Origin of the sequence: Pseudarthrobacter sp. NPDC058196 (assembly GCF_042882685.1) — a bacterium.
In the GTDB taxonomy this organism is placed as follows: domain Bacteria; phylum Actinomycetota; class Actinomycetes; order Actinomycetales; family Micrococcaceae; genus Arthrobacter.
This window is the reverse complement of record NZ_JBHVVN010000010.1, coordinates 73,328-88,138: the sequence shown is the minus strand read 5'-3', so window position 1 is coordinate 88,138 and position 14,811 is coordinate 73,328. Positions and strand designations below refer to the sequence as shown.

The following is a 14,811-nucleotide window of genomic DNA, read 5'->3' as shown; positions in this document are numbered from 1 at the left end:
TTACTTAGCTGCGTTGGCGAGCTCGGCGGCCTTGTCGGCGCCCTCGTCCATGGTGGCGGCCAGGGTTACCAGCGGGTGGTTGGCCTCGGTGAGGATGCGGCGGCCTTCCTCGACGTTGTTGCCGTCAAGGCGGACGACCAGCGGCTTGTTCGCGGAGTGGCCCAGCTCGGCCAGCGCGCCAACGATGCCCTTGGCGACGGCGTCGCAGGCGGTGATGCCGCCGAAGACGTTGACGAACACGGACTTGACCTGTTCGTCGCCCAGGATGACGTCCAGGCCGGCGGCCATGACCTCGGCGGAGGCTCCGCCGCCGATGTCCAGGAAGTTGGCGGGCTTGACGTTGCCGTGGTTTTCGCCGGCGTAGGCCACGACGTCGAGGGTGGACATGACCAGGCCTGCACCGTTGCCGATGATGCCAACTTCGCCGTCGAGCTTGACGTAGTTCAGGTCCTGCGCCTTGGCCTTGGCCTCCAGCGGGTCCGCGGCGTCCTTGTCCTCGAGCTGCGCATGCTTGGCGTGCCGGAAGTCGGCGTTCTCGTCGAGGGAGACCTTGCCATCCAGTGCGACGATGTCGCCGGCACCGGTCTTGACGAGGGGGTTGACCTCCACCAGGGTGGCGTCTTCCTTCTTGAAGACGTCCCAGAGCTTGAGGATCACGGCGGCGACCTTGCCGCGCAGTTCCTCGGCGAAGCCTGCGGCTGCGACGATTTCGTCGGCCTTGGCCTGGTCGATGCCCACGGCGGGGTCGATGGCGATCTTGGCCAGCGCTTCGGGGCGTTCGACGGCGAGCTGCTCGATTTCCATGCCGCCCTCAACCGAGCACATGGCCAGGTAGTTGCGGTTGGCCCGGTCCAGCAGGACGGAGAAGTAGAATTCCTCGGCGATGTCTGCACCCTGGGCGATCATCACCTTGTTAACGGTGTGGCCCTTGATGTCCATGCCCAGGATGTTGGTGGCGTGCTCAAACGCTTCGTCGGCAGACTTTGCGACCTTGACGCCGCCGGCCTTGCCGCGGCCGCCAACCTTGACCTGTGCCTTGACAACAGTCACGCCGCCGATCTTCTCGGCAGCTGCCTTTGCTTCTTCTGGGGTGTACGCCACGATGCCGGCAAGCACGGGTACACCGTGCGCCTCGAACATATCGCGCGCCTGGTATTCAAACAGGTCCACGGTTTAGTGTCCTTCTACGTCGAAGTAGTTTCTGTACAGTCGGACACCATCGAAGGGACGATGACCGGGCTGCGGATTGCACGCACCGGCGGCCTGTCTGGAAACGAGCCACGCGGCGTAATGCTCCATGGGGAACTCTAGTCCTTTGGAGCGGCCGGGCCGTCCCAGACTACCGCTTATGTGAGTAAGCACACTATTCTATGGGGCGTAGAAAAACCGCGGATTTACGGGGTTTTTGAGGCGTCTGCCTGCGGCGCGGCGGCACTTTTGTCCGGTCCGGGAATCAGCTCGTAACGTTCGGTGGAGACGAAGAATCCGACGCCGGCAGAGACGTTTCCGCATGCCACACCACGGTTGTAGGCCGAACACCGCAGTCCGTTGCGTTCCAGGTTCTGCCCGTCGGCAAGCACGGGCAGAAGGGTCAGCGGTCCTGCCTTGTTTCCCTTGGGTCCGTAGGTTGCCTCCATGGTTGTGACGCCGGAACGGCACCCGCCGTAGCGTGCACTGTCCGGCGCCAGCAAGGCTGTGCCACCGAGGTAGCCCAGGTGGGTCCCTGCGCAGTCGTCCTTGATCTCGGCGGCCTTGGGCGCCGGGTAGGTGGCGAGCTCGCAGTGGGCCACGGGGACGATGGGCAGCTTGTTGTTGGCCGCGTTGCTGTAACTGTTCTGCTCGTAGGGCAGGTTCAGGTGTTCTCCCCGGGCGGACGTGAGCGAGCAAACGATGGTCCGGTCCGCGGTAATGAAGGAAAGGACGTCCCCGCCGCTGGAAAACTGCTTCGAGTCGGCCAGCGGCGCTTTCTCCAGCTGCTCCATGGGCGGTCGGGGAGGCGGCGGAACATAGGAAGGGTCACTGGTTGTCACCGAGCATCCGGTGCCACCCACCAGGAAAAGGGCGGCGAGCATCCCCCATACAGTCCGTCGCATGGGCTCCATTATGCCCCGCCGGAAGGTTGGGGCCGCCTGACCTTCCGGCGGCTTGGCCAGTCAGCTCAGCGGACGATCTTGAAGTTGAAGGCAGGCGTTCCGAGTGCTCCCCACAGGCGGAGCCAGACAGGCAGCAGCATTTCGGTACCGCGTGCCGTGGTGATGTCGCCAAGGTCGATGATGTCCTGGTGGCCGAAGTCCTTCAGGAGTGCGGTGACGATGGCCTTGGCTTCGGCATCGTTGCCGGAGACGAAGACGGATCCGGGGTCGGACAGCTGCCCCGGGTGGGCCATCAGGTCCGCGTTCATGGTGTTGAGTGCCTTGACGACGCGGGCGGCGGGGAAGGCCCGTTGGATCTGCTCCGCGAGGGAGTCGGTGTCCTTCACGAAGAGGGTGGGGGGCATGCCGTTGCTGAAATCGAGCGGGTTGGCGATGTCCAGGACCACCGAGCCATCGAGGTTCGCCGCCCCGACCTGTTCCAGCACCTCGAGCGATGCACCGCCGTTGGTTGCGTTGACGACCAGCCCGGCACCTTCCGCCGCGTCGGAGAAGCGTGCCACCGTGATGGCCGGGTTCTCCGCTGCCCAGGTTCCAAAGGCCTGGTTGCCCATGGCGTCAGCTTCGGTCCGGGACATGGCGGTCCCGGGGTCACGGGTGCCGATGGTGACGGAATGGCCGAGCTCCGCGAGGCGTGCCGCGATGGTCCGGCCCACCGTTCCGGTTCCAAGTACTGCTGTCTTCATGGTGTTCTCCTGGTGGCGGCGGGTCCGAAACCTGATGTGACGGATCGTTCACAAGTTTGTGACGGATCGTTCCGTCTGTCAAACTGGGTCAGTCGATATCGGAGCACACTGGAGGAGAGTTGTGGCGCGCAGGACGGCTGAGGAAAACCGGCGCAACGTTCTTGAGGTGGCCACGCGCTTGTTTTACGCGCACGGCATACGGGCCGTGGGCATGGACACCGTGGTCAAAGAGTGCGGGGTGGGCAACGCGACCGTGTACCGCCAGTTTCCCACCAAGGACGCATTGGCCACCGCCTATGTCCAGGGCCGGGCAGACGCCTGGTTCGAGCGTATGCGTGACGCCGCCGGCGGGGAAGAAACTCCGCAGGACAAGCTAATGGCCGTCTTCGAGGTACTGGCCACCGACTGCGCCGGGAGCAGCTACCGGGGGTGCCCCATGCTGAACACCAACACGGAGTTCCCCGAAGGATTGCACCCCGCCCACCGTGCCGCCGTCGCGCACAAGCAACAGGTCCGCGACTGGTTCCACACCCTGGCGGCCGAGGCAGGGGCCGGGGACCCGGACCGGCTCGCCGAAGAACTCCTCATTGTCCTCAACGGCGCCTACGCCACCGCCGCGGTTTTGGACGGTGCCGTGTATGGCTCGCGTGCGGTGGACATGGCCCGCCACCTGGTGGCCGCATCCTGTCCGGCACGCAGTTAAAGCCGCAACCGCATAAATTCGTGGCGGCGGGCCGCGCGTCCGCCCCTTAGGCGTCGAGCTTTGTCAACGGCGCGTAGCGCAGGAGCAGGCGCTTCTCTCCGACGTCGAACTTGACCTTGGCAACGGTCTTGTCCCCCGCCCCTTCGAGGGCCAGGACCGTACCGTTTCCGAAGCTGGTGTGGTTGACCTTGTCCCCCACGCTGACGGCGACGATTTCCTTCTGTGGTTGCACCCGGGTCTTGGCCAGGAACGCCGGAACGTCGGCATTGAACCCGGCGGAAGAATCTGCCGCCGCGCCGCGGGACGTGCCGGCACCCCAGAAGGACCCGCTGTAACGGCCGGACCCGATGGAACCGCCGCCTGCCCACGACTGCCGGCTGGTGCCCTCGCGTTTCCACTCCAGGAGCTCGGCGGGAATCTCCTCCAGGAACTGGCTGGCGGGGTTGTACTGGCTCTGCCCCCACATGCTGCGGACCTCCGAGCGGGTCACGTACAGCCGCTTGCGGGCGCGGGTGAGTCCCACGTAGGCCAGCCGGCGTTCCTCTGCCAGCTCTTTGGGATCGGTAGCGGATCGCTGGTGCGGGAACAGTCCGTGCTCCATACCCGTGAGGAACACCACCGGGAATTCCAGGCCCTTGGCCGTGTGCAGGGTCATCAGTGTGACCACGCCGAGCCGCTTGGCTTCGGCCACCGCGGCATCGATGTCCGCGCCGGGGGCGTCCGGGATTTGATCGGCATCGGCCACCAGGGACACCTGCTCCAGGAATGCGGCCAGGCTGCCCTCGGGGTTCTCCTGTTCGTATTCACGGACCACGGCAACAAGTTCTGCCAGGTTTTCCACCCGGGACTCGTCCTGTGGATCGGTGCTGGAGCGCAGCGCAGCGAGGTATCCGGTCTGTTCCAGGACAGCTTCGAGTGCTGCCGCGGCGCCGGATCCGGCCGCCACTTCGGCGAGGTCGTCCAGCATCTTCACGAAGCCCAGGACGGCGTTGACTGACCGGGTGGCCATGCCGGGTGCTTGGTCGGCTCGCCGGGCGGCCGCCATGAAGGAGGTCCGTTCCCGCTCGGCGAGGGCCGCCACCGCACCTTCGGCGCGGTCGCCGATGCCGCGCTTGGGCTCGTTCAGCACCCGGCGGAGGTTGACGTCGTCGTCCGGGTTCACCAGGACCCGCAGGTACGCCAGGGCGTCCTTGATCTCCTTGCGTTCGTAGAAGCGCGTGCCGCCCACCACCTTGTAGGGCAGGCCTACGCGCACCAGGACGTCCTCAATGGAGCGGGACTGGGCATTGGTCCGGTAGAAGATGGCGACATCGCCAGGTCGCAGGTTGTCTTCGTCCTGGAGGCGGTCGATCTCCTTGGCGATGAACTGCGCTTCGTCGTGCTCGTTCTCGCCCACGTAACCGATAATTTTGTGGCCTTCGCCTTCGGCCGTCCAGAGCCGCTTTTCGGGCCGGTTGGGGTTGCGCGAGATGACCGAGTTGGCGGCGCTCAAAATATTTTGCGTGGAGCGGTAATTTTGCTCCAGCTTGATGGTCCGGGCTTCGGGGTAGTCCTTTTCGAATTCCACGATGTTGCGGATGTCAGCACCGCGGAAGGCGTAGATGGACTGGTCGGAGTCGCCCACCACGGTCAGTTCCGAGGCGCCCGGCCCTTCGCCCACAATTTCGCGCACCAGCGCGTACTGGGCGTGGTTGGTGTCCTGGTATTCGTCCACCAGGACGTGGCGGAACCGGCGGCGGTAGGACTCGGCAAGAGCCGGGAAGGCCCGGAACATGTAGACGGTCTCGGCGATGAGGTCGTCAAAGTCCATCGCGTTGGCCTGCCGGAGGCGCTGGGTGTATCCCTTGTAGACGTCCGCGACGGCGTGTTCGAACGGATCGTTGTAGTTCGCCTCGGAGGCAAAGGAGTCGGCGTCGATCAGTTCGTTCTTCAACGCGGAGATCTTGTGCTGGATAGCCTTGGGCGCGAACTTCTTGGGGTCCAGGTCCAGGGCCTTGGAGACCTGGGTGACCAGCCGCAGGGAGTCGGCGGAGTCGTAGATGGAGAAGTTTGATTTCAGCCCGACGTTGGCTGCCTCCTGCCGCAGGATGCGCACGCAGGACGAGTGGAACGTGGAGATCCACATGATCTTCGCGCGTCCGCCCACCAGCGCTTCGATGCGCTCCCGCATTTCGGCGGCCGCTTTGTTGGTGAAGGTGATAGCCAGGATTTCGCCATGGTGTGCACGGCCGGTGGCGATCAGGTAGGCAATCCGGTTACTGAGCACGCGGGTCTTGCCGGATCCTGCACCGGCGACGATCAGCAGCGCCGGGCCTGCATGTTTGACCGCCTCTTCCTGCTGCGGGTTCAACCCTTCCAGCAACGCGGCAGCATCCGGGCGGTGGCCCCGGGAATGCCCTTCCGGTGCCTGTCCTGCGCGCACGCCTCCCCCGCCCCCGGGGACCGCAATGGCGCCTTCGGAGGGCGACTTGGTGCGGGCGGTGGTGGAAGGAGCGGCCTTGAACGGCCCGTCAGAGTATGGGTCAAACAACATATCCATGGTGCCTACAAGTCTAGGCGGTGGGACCGACAACGCCTTCCAGGCTGTGGATTACGGGTTGTGTGCCCGCGGTGGTGCCTAGGCCACCGAGCCTGACAGGAGGGCCGCACGCAACTCCCGGACCGCCGTCGTTCCTCCGGCCAGGAACCACTCCAAGCCGTTGACCTGGACGGTATCAACGGCACCCCCGGCTGCACGGACAATTGCCTTGCCCGGCAGCCAGTCCCACTCGGGGCAGCTGTGCTGGAACCAGCACCCCAGCTGGCCGTCCGCGACCCGGCCCAGGTCGCAGGAACCCGAGCCCAGCATGCGGAGGGACGCGGCGGACGTCGCCGCTGCGTGCCACGGCATGGCGCACAAGGGGTCCATCAGCCACGTGGGGTGGATGTAGGTGGCGGCGCCAAGTTCGGCCACCGGGGTGGTGTTCCGTTTGCCGCCGGCGTCGGCGAAGACCGTGAGCGGTTCGCTGTTGCGGGTGGCGGGCCGGTCCCGGCCGCCGAGCCAGAGTTTGTCCTCCTCCGGCTGGAATACGGCGCCGAGCAGCACGTCGGCGGAATCCTTGAGCGCTATGGCTGAACACCAGTAGGTGGAGCCATGCAGGAAGTTGTACGTGCCGTCCACGGGGTCGATCACCCAGGTCCGGCCGCTGGTCCCCTGGACGGACGCGCCCTCTTCGCCCAGGATGCCGTCTTCCGGCCGGCAGCGACGCAGCTGTTCCAGCACGTAGGCCTCGGCGGCGTGGTCGGCGGCGGTCACCACGTCGGATACGGAGGTCTTCTGTTCGGATTCCAGGCCGGCCATGCGCATAAGGAGCGCCAGCTGTCCGGCCTCGCGGACCAGCGCCGCCGCCAGTTCGTAGTCGTCCAATGAGGGGTCAAGAACAGCTGCGCTGTGTCGGCCAGTGGTCATGGGTCCAGTTTATGGGGCGGGATAATGGTGCCATGGCCAAAACCCCTGCCCAACGCATCAAGAAGCACGGCGCGAACGCTGCCGTGCCGCAGCATCACCTGCCGCCGGTGGTCAACCCCACCACGGAGCGCACGCCGGAAAAGGCGCAAGGCAACAGCAACCTGATTGTGATTGCCGGCGTGGTGGCCAGCCTGTTCCTGTTCTGGTACTTGCACCTTCTGACCCTGACCCAACTCACGCAACTCTCCCAGGAAATGGCCATGCCGGATTCGCTGGTGGGCGGTTTCGATGCCGGCTATATCGGACGGCTGCAGGGGGTCATGAACAGCGACGCCTTGGGCCAGCTCAGCTACGTCCACAAGACCGCCGGGACGCTTTTCCCGCTGATCTTCGGATTCACGTGGCTGCTTCTCATCGGCACCAGCGTGGCCCGGAGGGCGCTGCGCTGGGCGCTCTGGGCGTTGCCGATGCTCTTCGTGGTGGTCCGCCTCAGCGGGAACGTGGCCATTGACGCCATGATGGGCACGGCAGGTCCCGACGCCGGCCAGGTTGCCTTGGCGTCCGGCCTCACCGTTGCGGGGTGGGTGCTTCTGGTTCTGAGCCTGGTTGCGGGCGCGGCAGCAATCTTCGTGGGGACGGGCAAGACCCGCAGGAACCGCTAGGAGATTGCCGCGGCAGCGCGCGCCGCTGCCCGCCGTTCCTTCCGGTGCCGGTGTACCCGCTGTGCAATGACCAAACCCGCGGCGGCCATCCCCACCGTCACCGGATAGCCCATCAGCCGTTCCAGCGTGCCAGGCTCGGGCACGCTCATGCGGGTCAGCAATCCCGTGGCCAGGGCCGCCAGCGAGACGCCGCCGCACACCAGGATGAACCAGGCCATCCCGGTCTGCCGCAGCCAGAGGATGCCCAGGACGAGCAGGGCGGCCCCACCGGACAGGAAGTAGGTTATGGCCCCCACATAATGCCAGGGTGAGCCGGCGTCTTCCGGGACCAGCCCCACCACCACGGTCCCGGCCCCCGCGGCCCCGGTCAGCACCCGTACCCACACGGCGGCCAGCAACGGTTTCCGGTGCGCGCGGTCAACCCGGGCCCCATGCCGAGCTGCTACGCACAGCAGCCCCGAGGTCAGCAGCACGGCACCCAGCAGCAGTCCAAGGCCTTGGATGACGAACGAGGCGTTCATCAGCCAGTTCAGCGGCGAGCACACCTGCCGCCCGGCATGGACGCCGCAGTGCAGGGCACCAAGGTCGCTGATGTACCCGGTCCGGAGGTCATACGGACGCGGGCCGGCCCAGCCGATGGCCACCACCGCCTCAGCGAGGAAGTACTGCAGTACGCTCAGCACGGACCAGGCGCCGATGTAGTGCCGGGTGGACGCGGTGTCCGGCAGGTAGGCGGCAGCGGGAGCGGCAGTCGGGGCTGGACTCATGCTTTGAGCGTAGTACGGCCCGGCACCTTGTATGCTTGTAACCGTGTCCGGACGGACCGGCCCCGCCGGTTGCCGGATGCCCGCCCTCGTAGCTCAGTGGATAGAGCACGGCTCTCCTAAAGCCGGTGTCGTTGGTTCGATTCCAATCGAGGGCACTTGAACCTCCGTTCCCCGCAGTCCCGCCTACGCGCCTACCTCCTGGGCAGCCCGGCGGACGGTCCCGCCGCCCCGGCGCAGCCGGGACGCTGGCGGGTGGAGCGGGACCTCCTGGACAGGGCGGACGGCACCCGCGGAACCTTTGCCGGCGTCGTGCTCTTCACCCCAACGGACGACGACGGCCTTGCCCTTCGTGAGGAAGGCACCATGCGCTGGCCTGCTTTCACCGGTCCCGCCTCGCGGGAGTACGTGCTGAAGGCATCCCCGCGGCCGGACGCTTTGGACGTGTTCTTCCCGGACGGCCGCCCGTTCCACCGGATGAGCTTTACCCCGGACGCCAGTCTGGCCGCCCACTGGTGCGACCCCGATACCTACCGCGTGTCGTACACCTGCCTGGGCCCTAACTCCTTCAGCTACAGCTGGGACGTGACCGGCCCCCGCAAGGACCTGCTGCTGGTCTCACGCCTGGTCCGGCAGGAACCGTGAAGGATCTCATCGTGGTCTCCGCCGTCTGTGTGTTCGATGACGCCGGGCGGCTCCTGACCGTCCGGAAACGCGGCACGGCCATGTTCATGCACCCCGGCGGCAAGCCGGAGCCGGGCGAAACTGCCGTCCAGGCCGCGGCCCGCGAGCTGGCCGAAGAAGTGGGCATCGTTGTCCGCCCCCAGGAGCTGGAACTGATGGGGGTCTGGGTGGCCGATGCTGCCAACGAGGCCGCCACCGACATCGAGGCCACCGTCTTCATCGCGCCGGGAACCTGGCAGGCCAACCCGGCCGCGGAGATCGCCGAGATCCGTTGGCTGGACTATGCCGGGAGGGACGGCGCATCCCTCCCGGGCGACCTCGCACCGCTGCTCACGGACCATATCCTGCCAGTGCTGGCCATGCGGCCGCCGCGCCGCTAGAACTCAGGGACGGCTTCCTCCGCAACGGCGGTGGCTTCGGCGAACTGGGTCCGGTAGAGCTCGGAGTAGCGGCCGCCTGCGGCCAGGAGTTCGGTATGGGTTCCGCGTTCGACAATCCGGCCGTCTTCCACCACCAGGATGGCGTCGGCGGCACGGACGGTGGAGAGCCGGTGGGCAATCACGACGGCGGTCCGGCCCTCGAGCGCGGCGCCCAGGGCCGCCTGGACGGCGGCTTCGTTCGTCGAGTCCAGTGCCGCCGTGGCCTCGTCAAGGATGACGACGCGGGGCTGCGCGATGAGGAGCCGCGCGATGGTCAACCGCTGGCGTTCGCCGCCGGAGAGCCGGTAGCCCCGCTCCCCCACCACGGTGTCCAGCCCGTCCGGCAGGGACCGGATCATGCTCTCCAGCCGTGCCTGCCGGAGCACGTCCCACATGTCCTCCTGGGTGGCGTCCGGGCGGGCGAGGCGCAGGTTGGAGGCGATGGATTCATGGAACAGGTGCCCGTCCTGGGTCACCATGCCCAGGGTGTCGCGCAGCGAATCGAAGGTGGTGTCCCGCACGTCCAGGCCGGTCCCCGGCCTGTTACCGCCCAGCCGCACGGCGCCCGAATCGACGTCGTACAGCCGCGACAGCAGCTGGGCGATCGTGGACTTGCCCGCCCCGGAGGAGCCCACCAGCGCCACCGTCTGGCCAGGCTCCACGCGGAAGCTGATGCCGTGCAGCACTTCGTCGCCGCCGCGGGTGTCCAGCGTCGAGACGTCTTCGAGCGATGCCAATGAGACCTTGTCCGCCGAGGGGTAGGCGAAGCTGACGTCGTCGAATTCGACCGACACAGGACCGGCAGGCACGGGCACGGCGTCCGGCTTCTGTTGGATGAGCGGCTTCAGGTCAAGGATTTCAAAGACGCGTTCAAAGCTGACCAGCGCGCTCATGACTTCCACCCGGGCGTTGGACAGCGCCGTAAGCGGGGCGTAGAGCCGGGTCAGGAGGAGCGCCAGGACCACCACGTCACCGGGCGCGAGCTGTCCGACAAGGGCAAGCCAGCCGCCCAGGCCGTACACCAGGGCCAGCGCCAGCGCGGACACCAGGGTCAGGGCCGTGACGAACGTGAACTGCAGCATGGCCATCCGGACGCCGATGTCACGTACCCGGCCCGCGCGGGCGGCAAATTCCCGGGACTCTTCATCCGGGCGGCCGAACAGCTTCACCAGGGTGGCGCCCGGCGCGGAGAACCGCTCCGTCATCTGGGTGCCCATGGCGGCATTGTGCGCTGCGGCCTCGCGGCGCAGGTCTGCCAGTTTGGAGCCCATGCGCCGGGCCGGGATCAGGAAGATCGGCAGCAGCACCATTGCGAGGACAGTCACCAACCAGGACCTGTTGAGCATCACGGCCAGCGTCAGGATCAGCGCCACCGAGTTGCTCACGACGCCGGACAAGGTCCCGGCGAAAGCCGACTGCGCCCCGATGACGTCGTTGTTGAGGCGGCTGACCAGGGCTCCCGTCCTGGTGCGGGTGAAGAAGGCAATGGGCATCCGCTGCACGTGGTCGAACACCCGGGTGCGCAGGTCAACGATGACCCCTTCACCGATGGTCGAGGACAGCCAGCGGGTCAACAGTCCCACCCCGGCCTCCGCGACAGCGACGATGGCAATCAGGACTGCCAGCCAGATCACCGTGCCGGCGGTGGCCTTGGCGATGATGGCGTCAACCACCTGGCCGGCGAGCACCGGGGTGGCGACGGCCAGGAAAGCCGCGGCGATGGAGGACAGCACAAAGGCGATGAGCTTGCCCTTGTGCGGGGCGGCGAAGGCCAGCACCCGTTTCAGGGTTTCCTTGGAAAACGGCTTCGAGCCGCTCTTGGCGGTGCTGATGTTATAGAGCGAGCTCCAGGCCACGCGGTCCATGCTCATGGTTATTTCTCCTGGCTTGCAGTGTGGTGGAGTTCCTGGACCATGCCGTCTTCCAGGTGCCACCGTGAGTCGAGCCGAACATTTTCGAGCAGCCTGCGGTCGTGGGTGACCAGCAACAGGGCGCCGTCGTAGCTTTCCAAGGCCTCTTCCAGTTGCTCAATGGCGGGCAGGTCGAGGTGGTTGGTGGGTTCGTCCAGCACCAGCAGGTTCACCCCGCGCGCCTGAAGCAGCGCCAGGGCAGCCCGGGTCCGCTCCCCCGGGGACAGGGAATCCACGGTCCGGGACGTGTGGTCCGCCTTCAGGCCGAACTTGGCCAAGAGGGTGCGGACGTCGGCGCTGTTCCAATCGGCCAGCACGGCCTCTACGGCGTCGCCCAGGGGCCGTGCACCGTCAAGCAGCCCGCGGGCCTGGTCGATTTCGCCGACGGCGACGGAGGCACCCATGGAGGCTTCGCCGTCGTCCGGCTCCTGGGTGCCCAGCAGCAGCCGCAGCAAGGTCGACTTGCCGGCGCCGTTGGGCCCGGTAATCCCGATGCGTTCCCCGCCGTTGAGCTGGAGGTTCACCGGCCCCAGGGTGAAGTCCCCCTGGCGGGCCACCACGTCTCGCAGCGTGGCGACGACGGCGCTGGAGCGGGGTGCCTGGCCGATGCTGAACTGGAGCTGCCATTCCTTGCGGGGCTCCTCCACCACATCCAGCCGGGCGATGCGGGACTCCATTTGCCGGACCTTCTGGGCCTGCTTCTCAGACGACTCCGTGCTGGCGGCGCGCCGGATCTTGTCATTGTCCGGGTTCTTCTTCATGGCGTTCCGGACGCCCTGGGAGCTCCACTCCCGCTGGGTCCGTGCGCGGGACACCAGGTCTGCCTTGGTGGCCGCAAAGTCCTCGTACTTCTCGCGGGCGTGCCGGCGCGCCACCGCGCGTTCCTCGAGGAAGGCATCGTAGCCGCCGTCGTAAACGGCCACGCTGTTCTGGGCGAGGTCCAGCTCAACCACCCGCGTCACGCAGCGGGCCAGGAACTCACGGTCGTGGCTGACCAGCACCACACCGCCGCGGAGCCCCTGGACAAAGTTCTCCAGGGTGGCCAATCCGGCGAGGTCCAGATCGTTCGTGGGCTCATCGAGGAGCACCACGTCGAAGCGGCTCAGCAGCAGGGCAGCCAAGGCAACCCGGGCGGCCTGGCCGCCGGACAACCCGGTCATCAGCGCATCCGGGCCCGCGTCCAGCCCGAGGTCGGCCAGGACAGCGGGGATGCGGTCATCGAGGTCCGCAGCGCCGGAGGCCATCCAGCGGTCGAACGCCCGGGAGTAGGCATCATCTGCCCCGGGCGCGCCGGAGCCCAGGCCTTCCGCACTGGTTTCCATCTGCAGGGTCGCTTCCGCACAGCCGGTCCGGCGGGCAATGTACCCGGCCACGGTTTCACCCGGGAGTCGCTCGTGCTCCTGCGGCAGCCACCCAACGAAGGCGTCCGCCGGGGCAAGGCTGATGGAACCGCCCTGGGGTTGGTCCACGCCGGCGAGGAGGCGCAACAGGGTGGACTTCCCGGCGCCGTTCGCTCCCACCACCCCGACGACGTCGCCGGGGGCGACCGTCAGCGAAAGCCCGGAGAAGAGCACACGGTGGCCGTGGCCGCCGGAGACGTCCTTGGCAACGAGGGTTGCAGTCATTGATTCGTCCTTTCGCCGCTGCCCGGGCAGCCAATATGCGGCCGGCGCAGCAGCGGTTACGGGGCCGCAGCGCCGCTGGGGCTGCAGGACATAGAAGAACCCGCTGGTCCGGACTTGGGGGGTGTACGGACCAACGGGCTCGACCATCAACTATAGACGAATGTGGGGCGCGGGCAAAATCCGCGGCACGGCTGCGGACCGGCCGGCACGGTAAAGTTATCCACACCATCACCCGTTCTGCAGAGGGCTTTTCATGACCATTCCCGCCAAGGCGTTTCAACGCTGGCTGCAAAGCATCGCCCCCGATGCCAGCACTGCGGACGTCTGCCGGGTTTCCGGGATCAAGCGCACCACGCTCGCCCAGCAGCTGGTCCGGGGAAAGGTGGCAGTCAACACGGTGGTCAGCATCAGCCGCGCCTACCACGCCAACCCGGTCGCTTCGCTGGCCGGCTTCGAGGACTACCGCGTCCTGGCCGGTCCGCCCCACCCGCCCACCAAATGCGAGCTGGTGAGCCAGATTTCCACGCCCGACCTCCTGCGGGCCCTCTTGTCCCGGTCCGCAATGGACCCTGTCCAGGGAGCTTCGGCGCCCGCCCTGGGCCCGGCCCCGCACGCCACTTCGGTGAAGAACTGGGTTGATGCGATCGACGACGGCGAGGTCCGGCAACGGGTGTCGGCCAGCACGGGCGTGGCTCCGCAAAACTATTCAGCCCAGCTGACTGCCAACCGGCTCTCCCCCGAACTCGCCATGGCCACCGCCGTGGCCGCCGGGGTGGGCCCGGTGGGCGGCCTGGTGGCAACGGGACTTGTCACCGAAGAGGAAGCCGGCTGGCCCGCCGGGGCCCGGCAGGCGGCACTGGACAGTCTCTCCGACGGCGAACTCACCGTACTCGCAGGAGACAGGCTGCAGGCACTGGGGAAAGTGCTGCGCCGGCATGAACAGGACCAGGCGCAAACGGAAAAAATATGGGAGAACCTGGGATGATCGAGACCCTCCAGTGGAGCACACTGGCCCTTTGCGGGCTCGTGGCGGCAGCGCGCATTCCCAGCGCCCTCCGCGGCGAAAACCGTTCCTTGTTCGGCATCTTCGGCTTGATGACGCTTGCCATCCTGCTGAGCATCCAGGCCCCCTACCTGGTCATCGACCAGGCCCTGGGTGGGATCAACCTCGCCAACCTGGTCCTTCGCTTCGTCGTCTTCGGCGCCATCTTCTTCCTGGGCGTCCGGGTCTCCCGGGGCTTCGGCGCTGACGGCGCCTACCGGCTGATCACGGGAAGAACGGGGATCATGGTCCTGGTCACCATCTCGGCCGTGATGGTTGGGCTGTTCCTGCTGATGGACACGTCAGGCTCCTCCGCAGGGTTGATGGCCATCTCTGCCAAGGATGCACGCAATCACGCGCTGGTCGAGTACTACGGCGCCGCGGGCCGGGCGTACCCGGCCTTCGTTGCCCTTGCCCTGGTACCGCCCATGGTGCGCGCAGTGCAGGAACGCCTGCCCCTCCTGGTGCGGATTGCCGCGGCGTTGCTGGCCTTGGGCGGGGCAGCCGTTGCCCTGACCCTGCTCTTTCCTTTGATCCCGCCGGCCATGAATGCCGTGGAATTCATCATCAATTACTCGGCTGTCCTCTGCTACGTCGTCGGGCTGGCCCTGATCTGGACGGCCCGGGTAGTGAACCGCCAGGCGAGGTCCCGAAAGACATCTACCGAAATGTAACCTTTCCAGCTTTCACAAAATCATTAGTGTGTGACACAATCATG

General features: G+C 66.8%; 14 protein-coding genes and 1 tRNA gene. 7 read left to right on the top strand and 8 right to left on the bottom strand.

The window, feature by feature from the left end; genetic code table 11:
* The 3 genes from sucC to ACFVVC_RS15390 form a co-directional block, all read right to left on the bottom strand.
* Complete coding sequence (gene sucC, locus ACFVVC_RS15400) at window positions 1-1,170, bottom strand: ADP-forming succinate--CoA ligase subunit beta (RefSeq protein ID WP_387454966.1); 1,170 nt, start codon at window positions 1,168-1,170, stop codon at window positions 1-3.
* A 224-nt stretch (window positions 1,171-1,394) separates the two neighbouring features.
* Window positions 1,395-2,102 (bottom strand): hypothetical protein, encoded by a 708-nt coding sequence (locus tag ACFVVC_RS15395; RefSeq protein ID WP_387454963.1) that lies wholly within the window; start codon window positions 2,100-2,102, stop codon window positions 1,395-1,397.
* A 56-nt stretch (window positions 2,103-2,158) separates the two neighbouring features.
* Window positions 2,159-2,836 (bottom strand): NADPH-dependent F420 reductase, encoded by a 678-nt coding sequence (locus tag ACFVVC_RS15390; RefSeq protein WP_387454960.1) that lies wholly within the window; start codon window positions 2,834-2,836, stop codon window positions 2,159-2,161.
* A gap of 121 nt (window positions 2,837-2,957) precedes the next feature.
* On the opposite strand from ACFVVC_RS15390, the gene ACFVVC_RS15385 reads away from it, so the two are divergent.
* A complete protein-coding gene (locus tag ACFVVC_RS15385) occupies window positions 2,958-3,539 on the top strand; it encodes a TetR/AcrR family transcriptional regulator (RefSeq protein ID WP_387454957.1) in 582 nt (193 codons plus the stop codon).
* Between the two features lie 46 nt (window positions 3,540-3,585).
* Here ACFVVC_RS15385 and pcrA read toward each other — a convergent pair whose 3' ends face one another.
* Together pcrA and ACFVVC_RS15375 are read right to left on the bottom strand one after the other, a co-directional pair.
* On the bottom strand, window positions 3,586-6,072 hold the full coding sequence (pcrA, locus tag ACFVVC_RS15380; RefSeq protein WP_387455308.1) for a DNA helicase PcrA: 2,487 nt from the start codon (window positions 6,070-6,072) through the stop codon (window positions 3,586-3,588).
* 84 nt (window positions 6,073-6,156) lie between these two features.
* A complete protein-coding gene (locus ACFVVC_RS15375; RefSeq protein WP_387454954.1) occupies window positions 6,157-6,987 on the bottom strand; it encodes an inositol monophosphatase family protein in 831 nt (276 codons plus the stop codon).
* A 32-nt stretch (window positions 6,988-7,019) separates the two neighbouring features.
* Here ACFVVC_RS15375 and ACFVVC_RS15370 point away from each other — a divergent pair, with 32 nt between their 5' ends.
* Window positions 7,020-7,649 carry a hypothetical protein gene (locus tag ACFVVC_RS15370; RefSeq protein WP_387454952.1) on the top strand — a complete coding sequence of 210 codons (630 nt, stop codon included), beginning with the start codon at window positions 7,020-7,022 and terminating at the stop codon, window positions 7,647-7,649.
* Here ACFVVC_RS15370 and ACFVVC_RS15365 read toward each other — a convergent pair.
* Entirely contained in the window at window positions 7,646-8,416 is a 771-nt protein-coding gene (locus ACFVVC_RS15365) for a DUF998 domain-containing protein (RefSeq protein WP_387454949.1), read from the bottom strand. The genes ACFVVC_RS15370 and ACFVVC_RS15365 overlap by 4 nt on opposite strands.
* Before the next feature lie 82 nt (window positions 8,417-8,498).
* Here ACFVVC_RS15365 and ACFVVC_RS15360 point away from each other — a divergent pair.
* The 3 genes from ACFVVC_RS15360 (at window position 8,499) to ACFVVC_RS15350 (ending at window position 9,477) form a co-directional block, all read left to right on the top strand.
* A tRNA-Arg gene (locus tag ACFVVC_RS15360) sits at window positions 8,499-8,571 on the top strand.
* A 1-nt stretch (window position 8,572) separates the two neighbouring features.
* Complete coding sequence (locus ACFVVC_RS15355; RefSeq protein WP_387454946.1) at window positions 8,573-9,058, top strand: DUF6314 family protein; 486 nt, start codon at window positions 8,573-8,575, stop codon at window positions 9,056-9,058.
* Window positions 9,055-9,477: an NUDIX domain-containing protein gene (locus ACFVVC_RS15350; RefSeq protein ID WP_387454943.1), complete on the top strand. Its 423-nt coding sequence runs from the start codon at window positions 9,055-9,057 to the stop codon at window positions 9,475-9,477. Before ACFVVC_RS15355 ends, ACFVVC_RS15350 begins: the two co-directional genes overlap by 4 nt.
* On the opposite strand, the gene ACFVVC_RS15345 is transcribed toward ACFVVC_RS15350, so the two are convergent.
* Window positions 9,474-11,387, bottom strand: a complete 1,914-nt coding sequence (locus tag ACFVVC_RS15345; protein WP_387454940.1) for an ABC transporter ATP-binding protein — start codon at window positions 11,385-11,387, stop codon at window positions 9,474-9,476. The genes ACFVVC_RS15350 and ACFVVC_RS15345 overlap by 4 nt on opposite strands.
* Before the next feature lie 2 nt (window positions 11,388-11,389).
* Window positions 11,390-13,051 (bottom strand): ABC-F family ATP-binding cassette domain-containing protein, encoded by a 1,662-nt coding sequence (locus ACFVVC_RS15340; protein ID WP_387454937.1) that lies wholly within the window; start codon window positions 13,049-13,051, stop codon window positions 11,390-11,392.
* Between the two features lie 253 nt (window positions 13,052-13,304).
* On the opposite strand from ACFVVC_RS15340, the gene ACFVVC_RS15335 reads away from it, so the two are divergent.
* Together ACFVVC_RS15335 and ACFVVC_RS15330 are read left to right on the top strand one after the other, a co-directional pair.
* Window positions 13,305-14,036 (top strand): hypothetical protein, encoded by a 732-nt coding sequence (locus ACFVVC_RS15335; protein WP_387454934.1) that lies wholly within the window; start codon window positions 13,305-13,307, stop codon window positions 14,034-14,036.
* A complete protein-coding gene (locus tag ACFVVC_RS15330) occupies window positions 14,033-14,767 on the top strand; it encodes a hypothetical protein (protein WP_387454931.1) in 735 nt (244 codons plus the stop codon). Before ACFVVC_RS15335 ends, ACFVVC_RS15330 begins: the two co-directional genes overlap by 4 nt.
* Window positions 14,768-14,811 lie beyond the last annotated feature (44 nt).

Coding starts and splice junctions, on each gene's coding strand:
- ACFVVC_RS15345 (WP_387454940.1), bottom strand. CDS start 11,387: ATGAGCATGGACCGCGTGGCCTGGAGCTCGCTCTATAACATCAGCACC.
- ACFVVC_RS15335 (WP_387454934.1), top strand. CDS start 13,305: ATGACCATTCCCGCCAAGGCGTTTCAACGCTGGCTGCAAAGCATCGCC.
- ACFVVC_RS15340 (WP_387454937.1), bottom strand. CDS start 13,051: ATGACTGCAACCCTCGTTGCCAAGGACGTCTCCGGCGGCCACGGCCAC.
- ACFVVC_RS15390 (WP_387454960.1), bottom strand. CDS start 2,836: ATGAAGACAGCAGTACTTGGAACCGGAACGGTGGGCCGGACCATCGCG.
- ACFVVC_RS15365 (WP_387454949.1), bottom strand. CDS start 8,416: ATGAGTCCAGCCCCGACTGCCGCTCCCGCTGCCGCCTACCTGCCGGAC.
- ACFVVC_RS15370 (WP_387454952.1), top strand. CDS start 7,020: ATGGCCAAAACCCCTGCCCAACGCATCAAGAAGCACGGCGCGAACGCT.
- pcrA (WP_387455308.1), bottom strand. CDS start 6,072: ATGTTGTTTGACCCATACTCTGACGGGCCGTTCAAGGCCGCTCCTTCC.
- ACFVVC_RS15330 (WP_387454931.1), top strand. CDS start 14,033: ATGATCGAGACCCTCCAGTGGAGCACACTGGCCCTTTGCGGGCTCGTG.
- ACFVVC_RS15395 (WP_387454963.1), bottom strand. CDS start 2,102: ATGGAGCCCATGCGACGGACTGTATGGGGGATGCTCGCCGCCCTTTTC.
- ACFVVC_RS15375 (WP_387454954.1), bottom strand. CDS start 6,987: ATGACCACTGGCCGACACAGCGCAGCTGTTCTTGACCCCTCATTGGAC.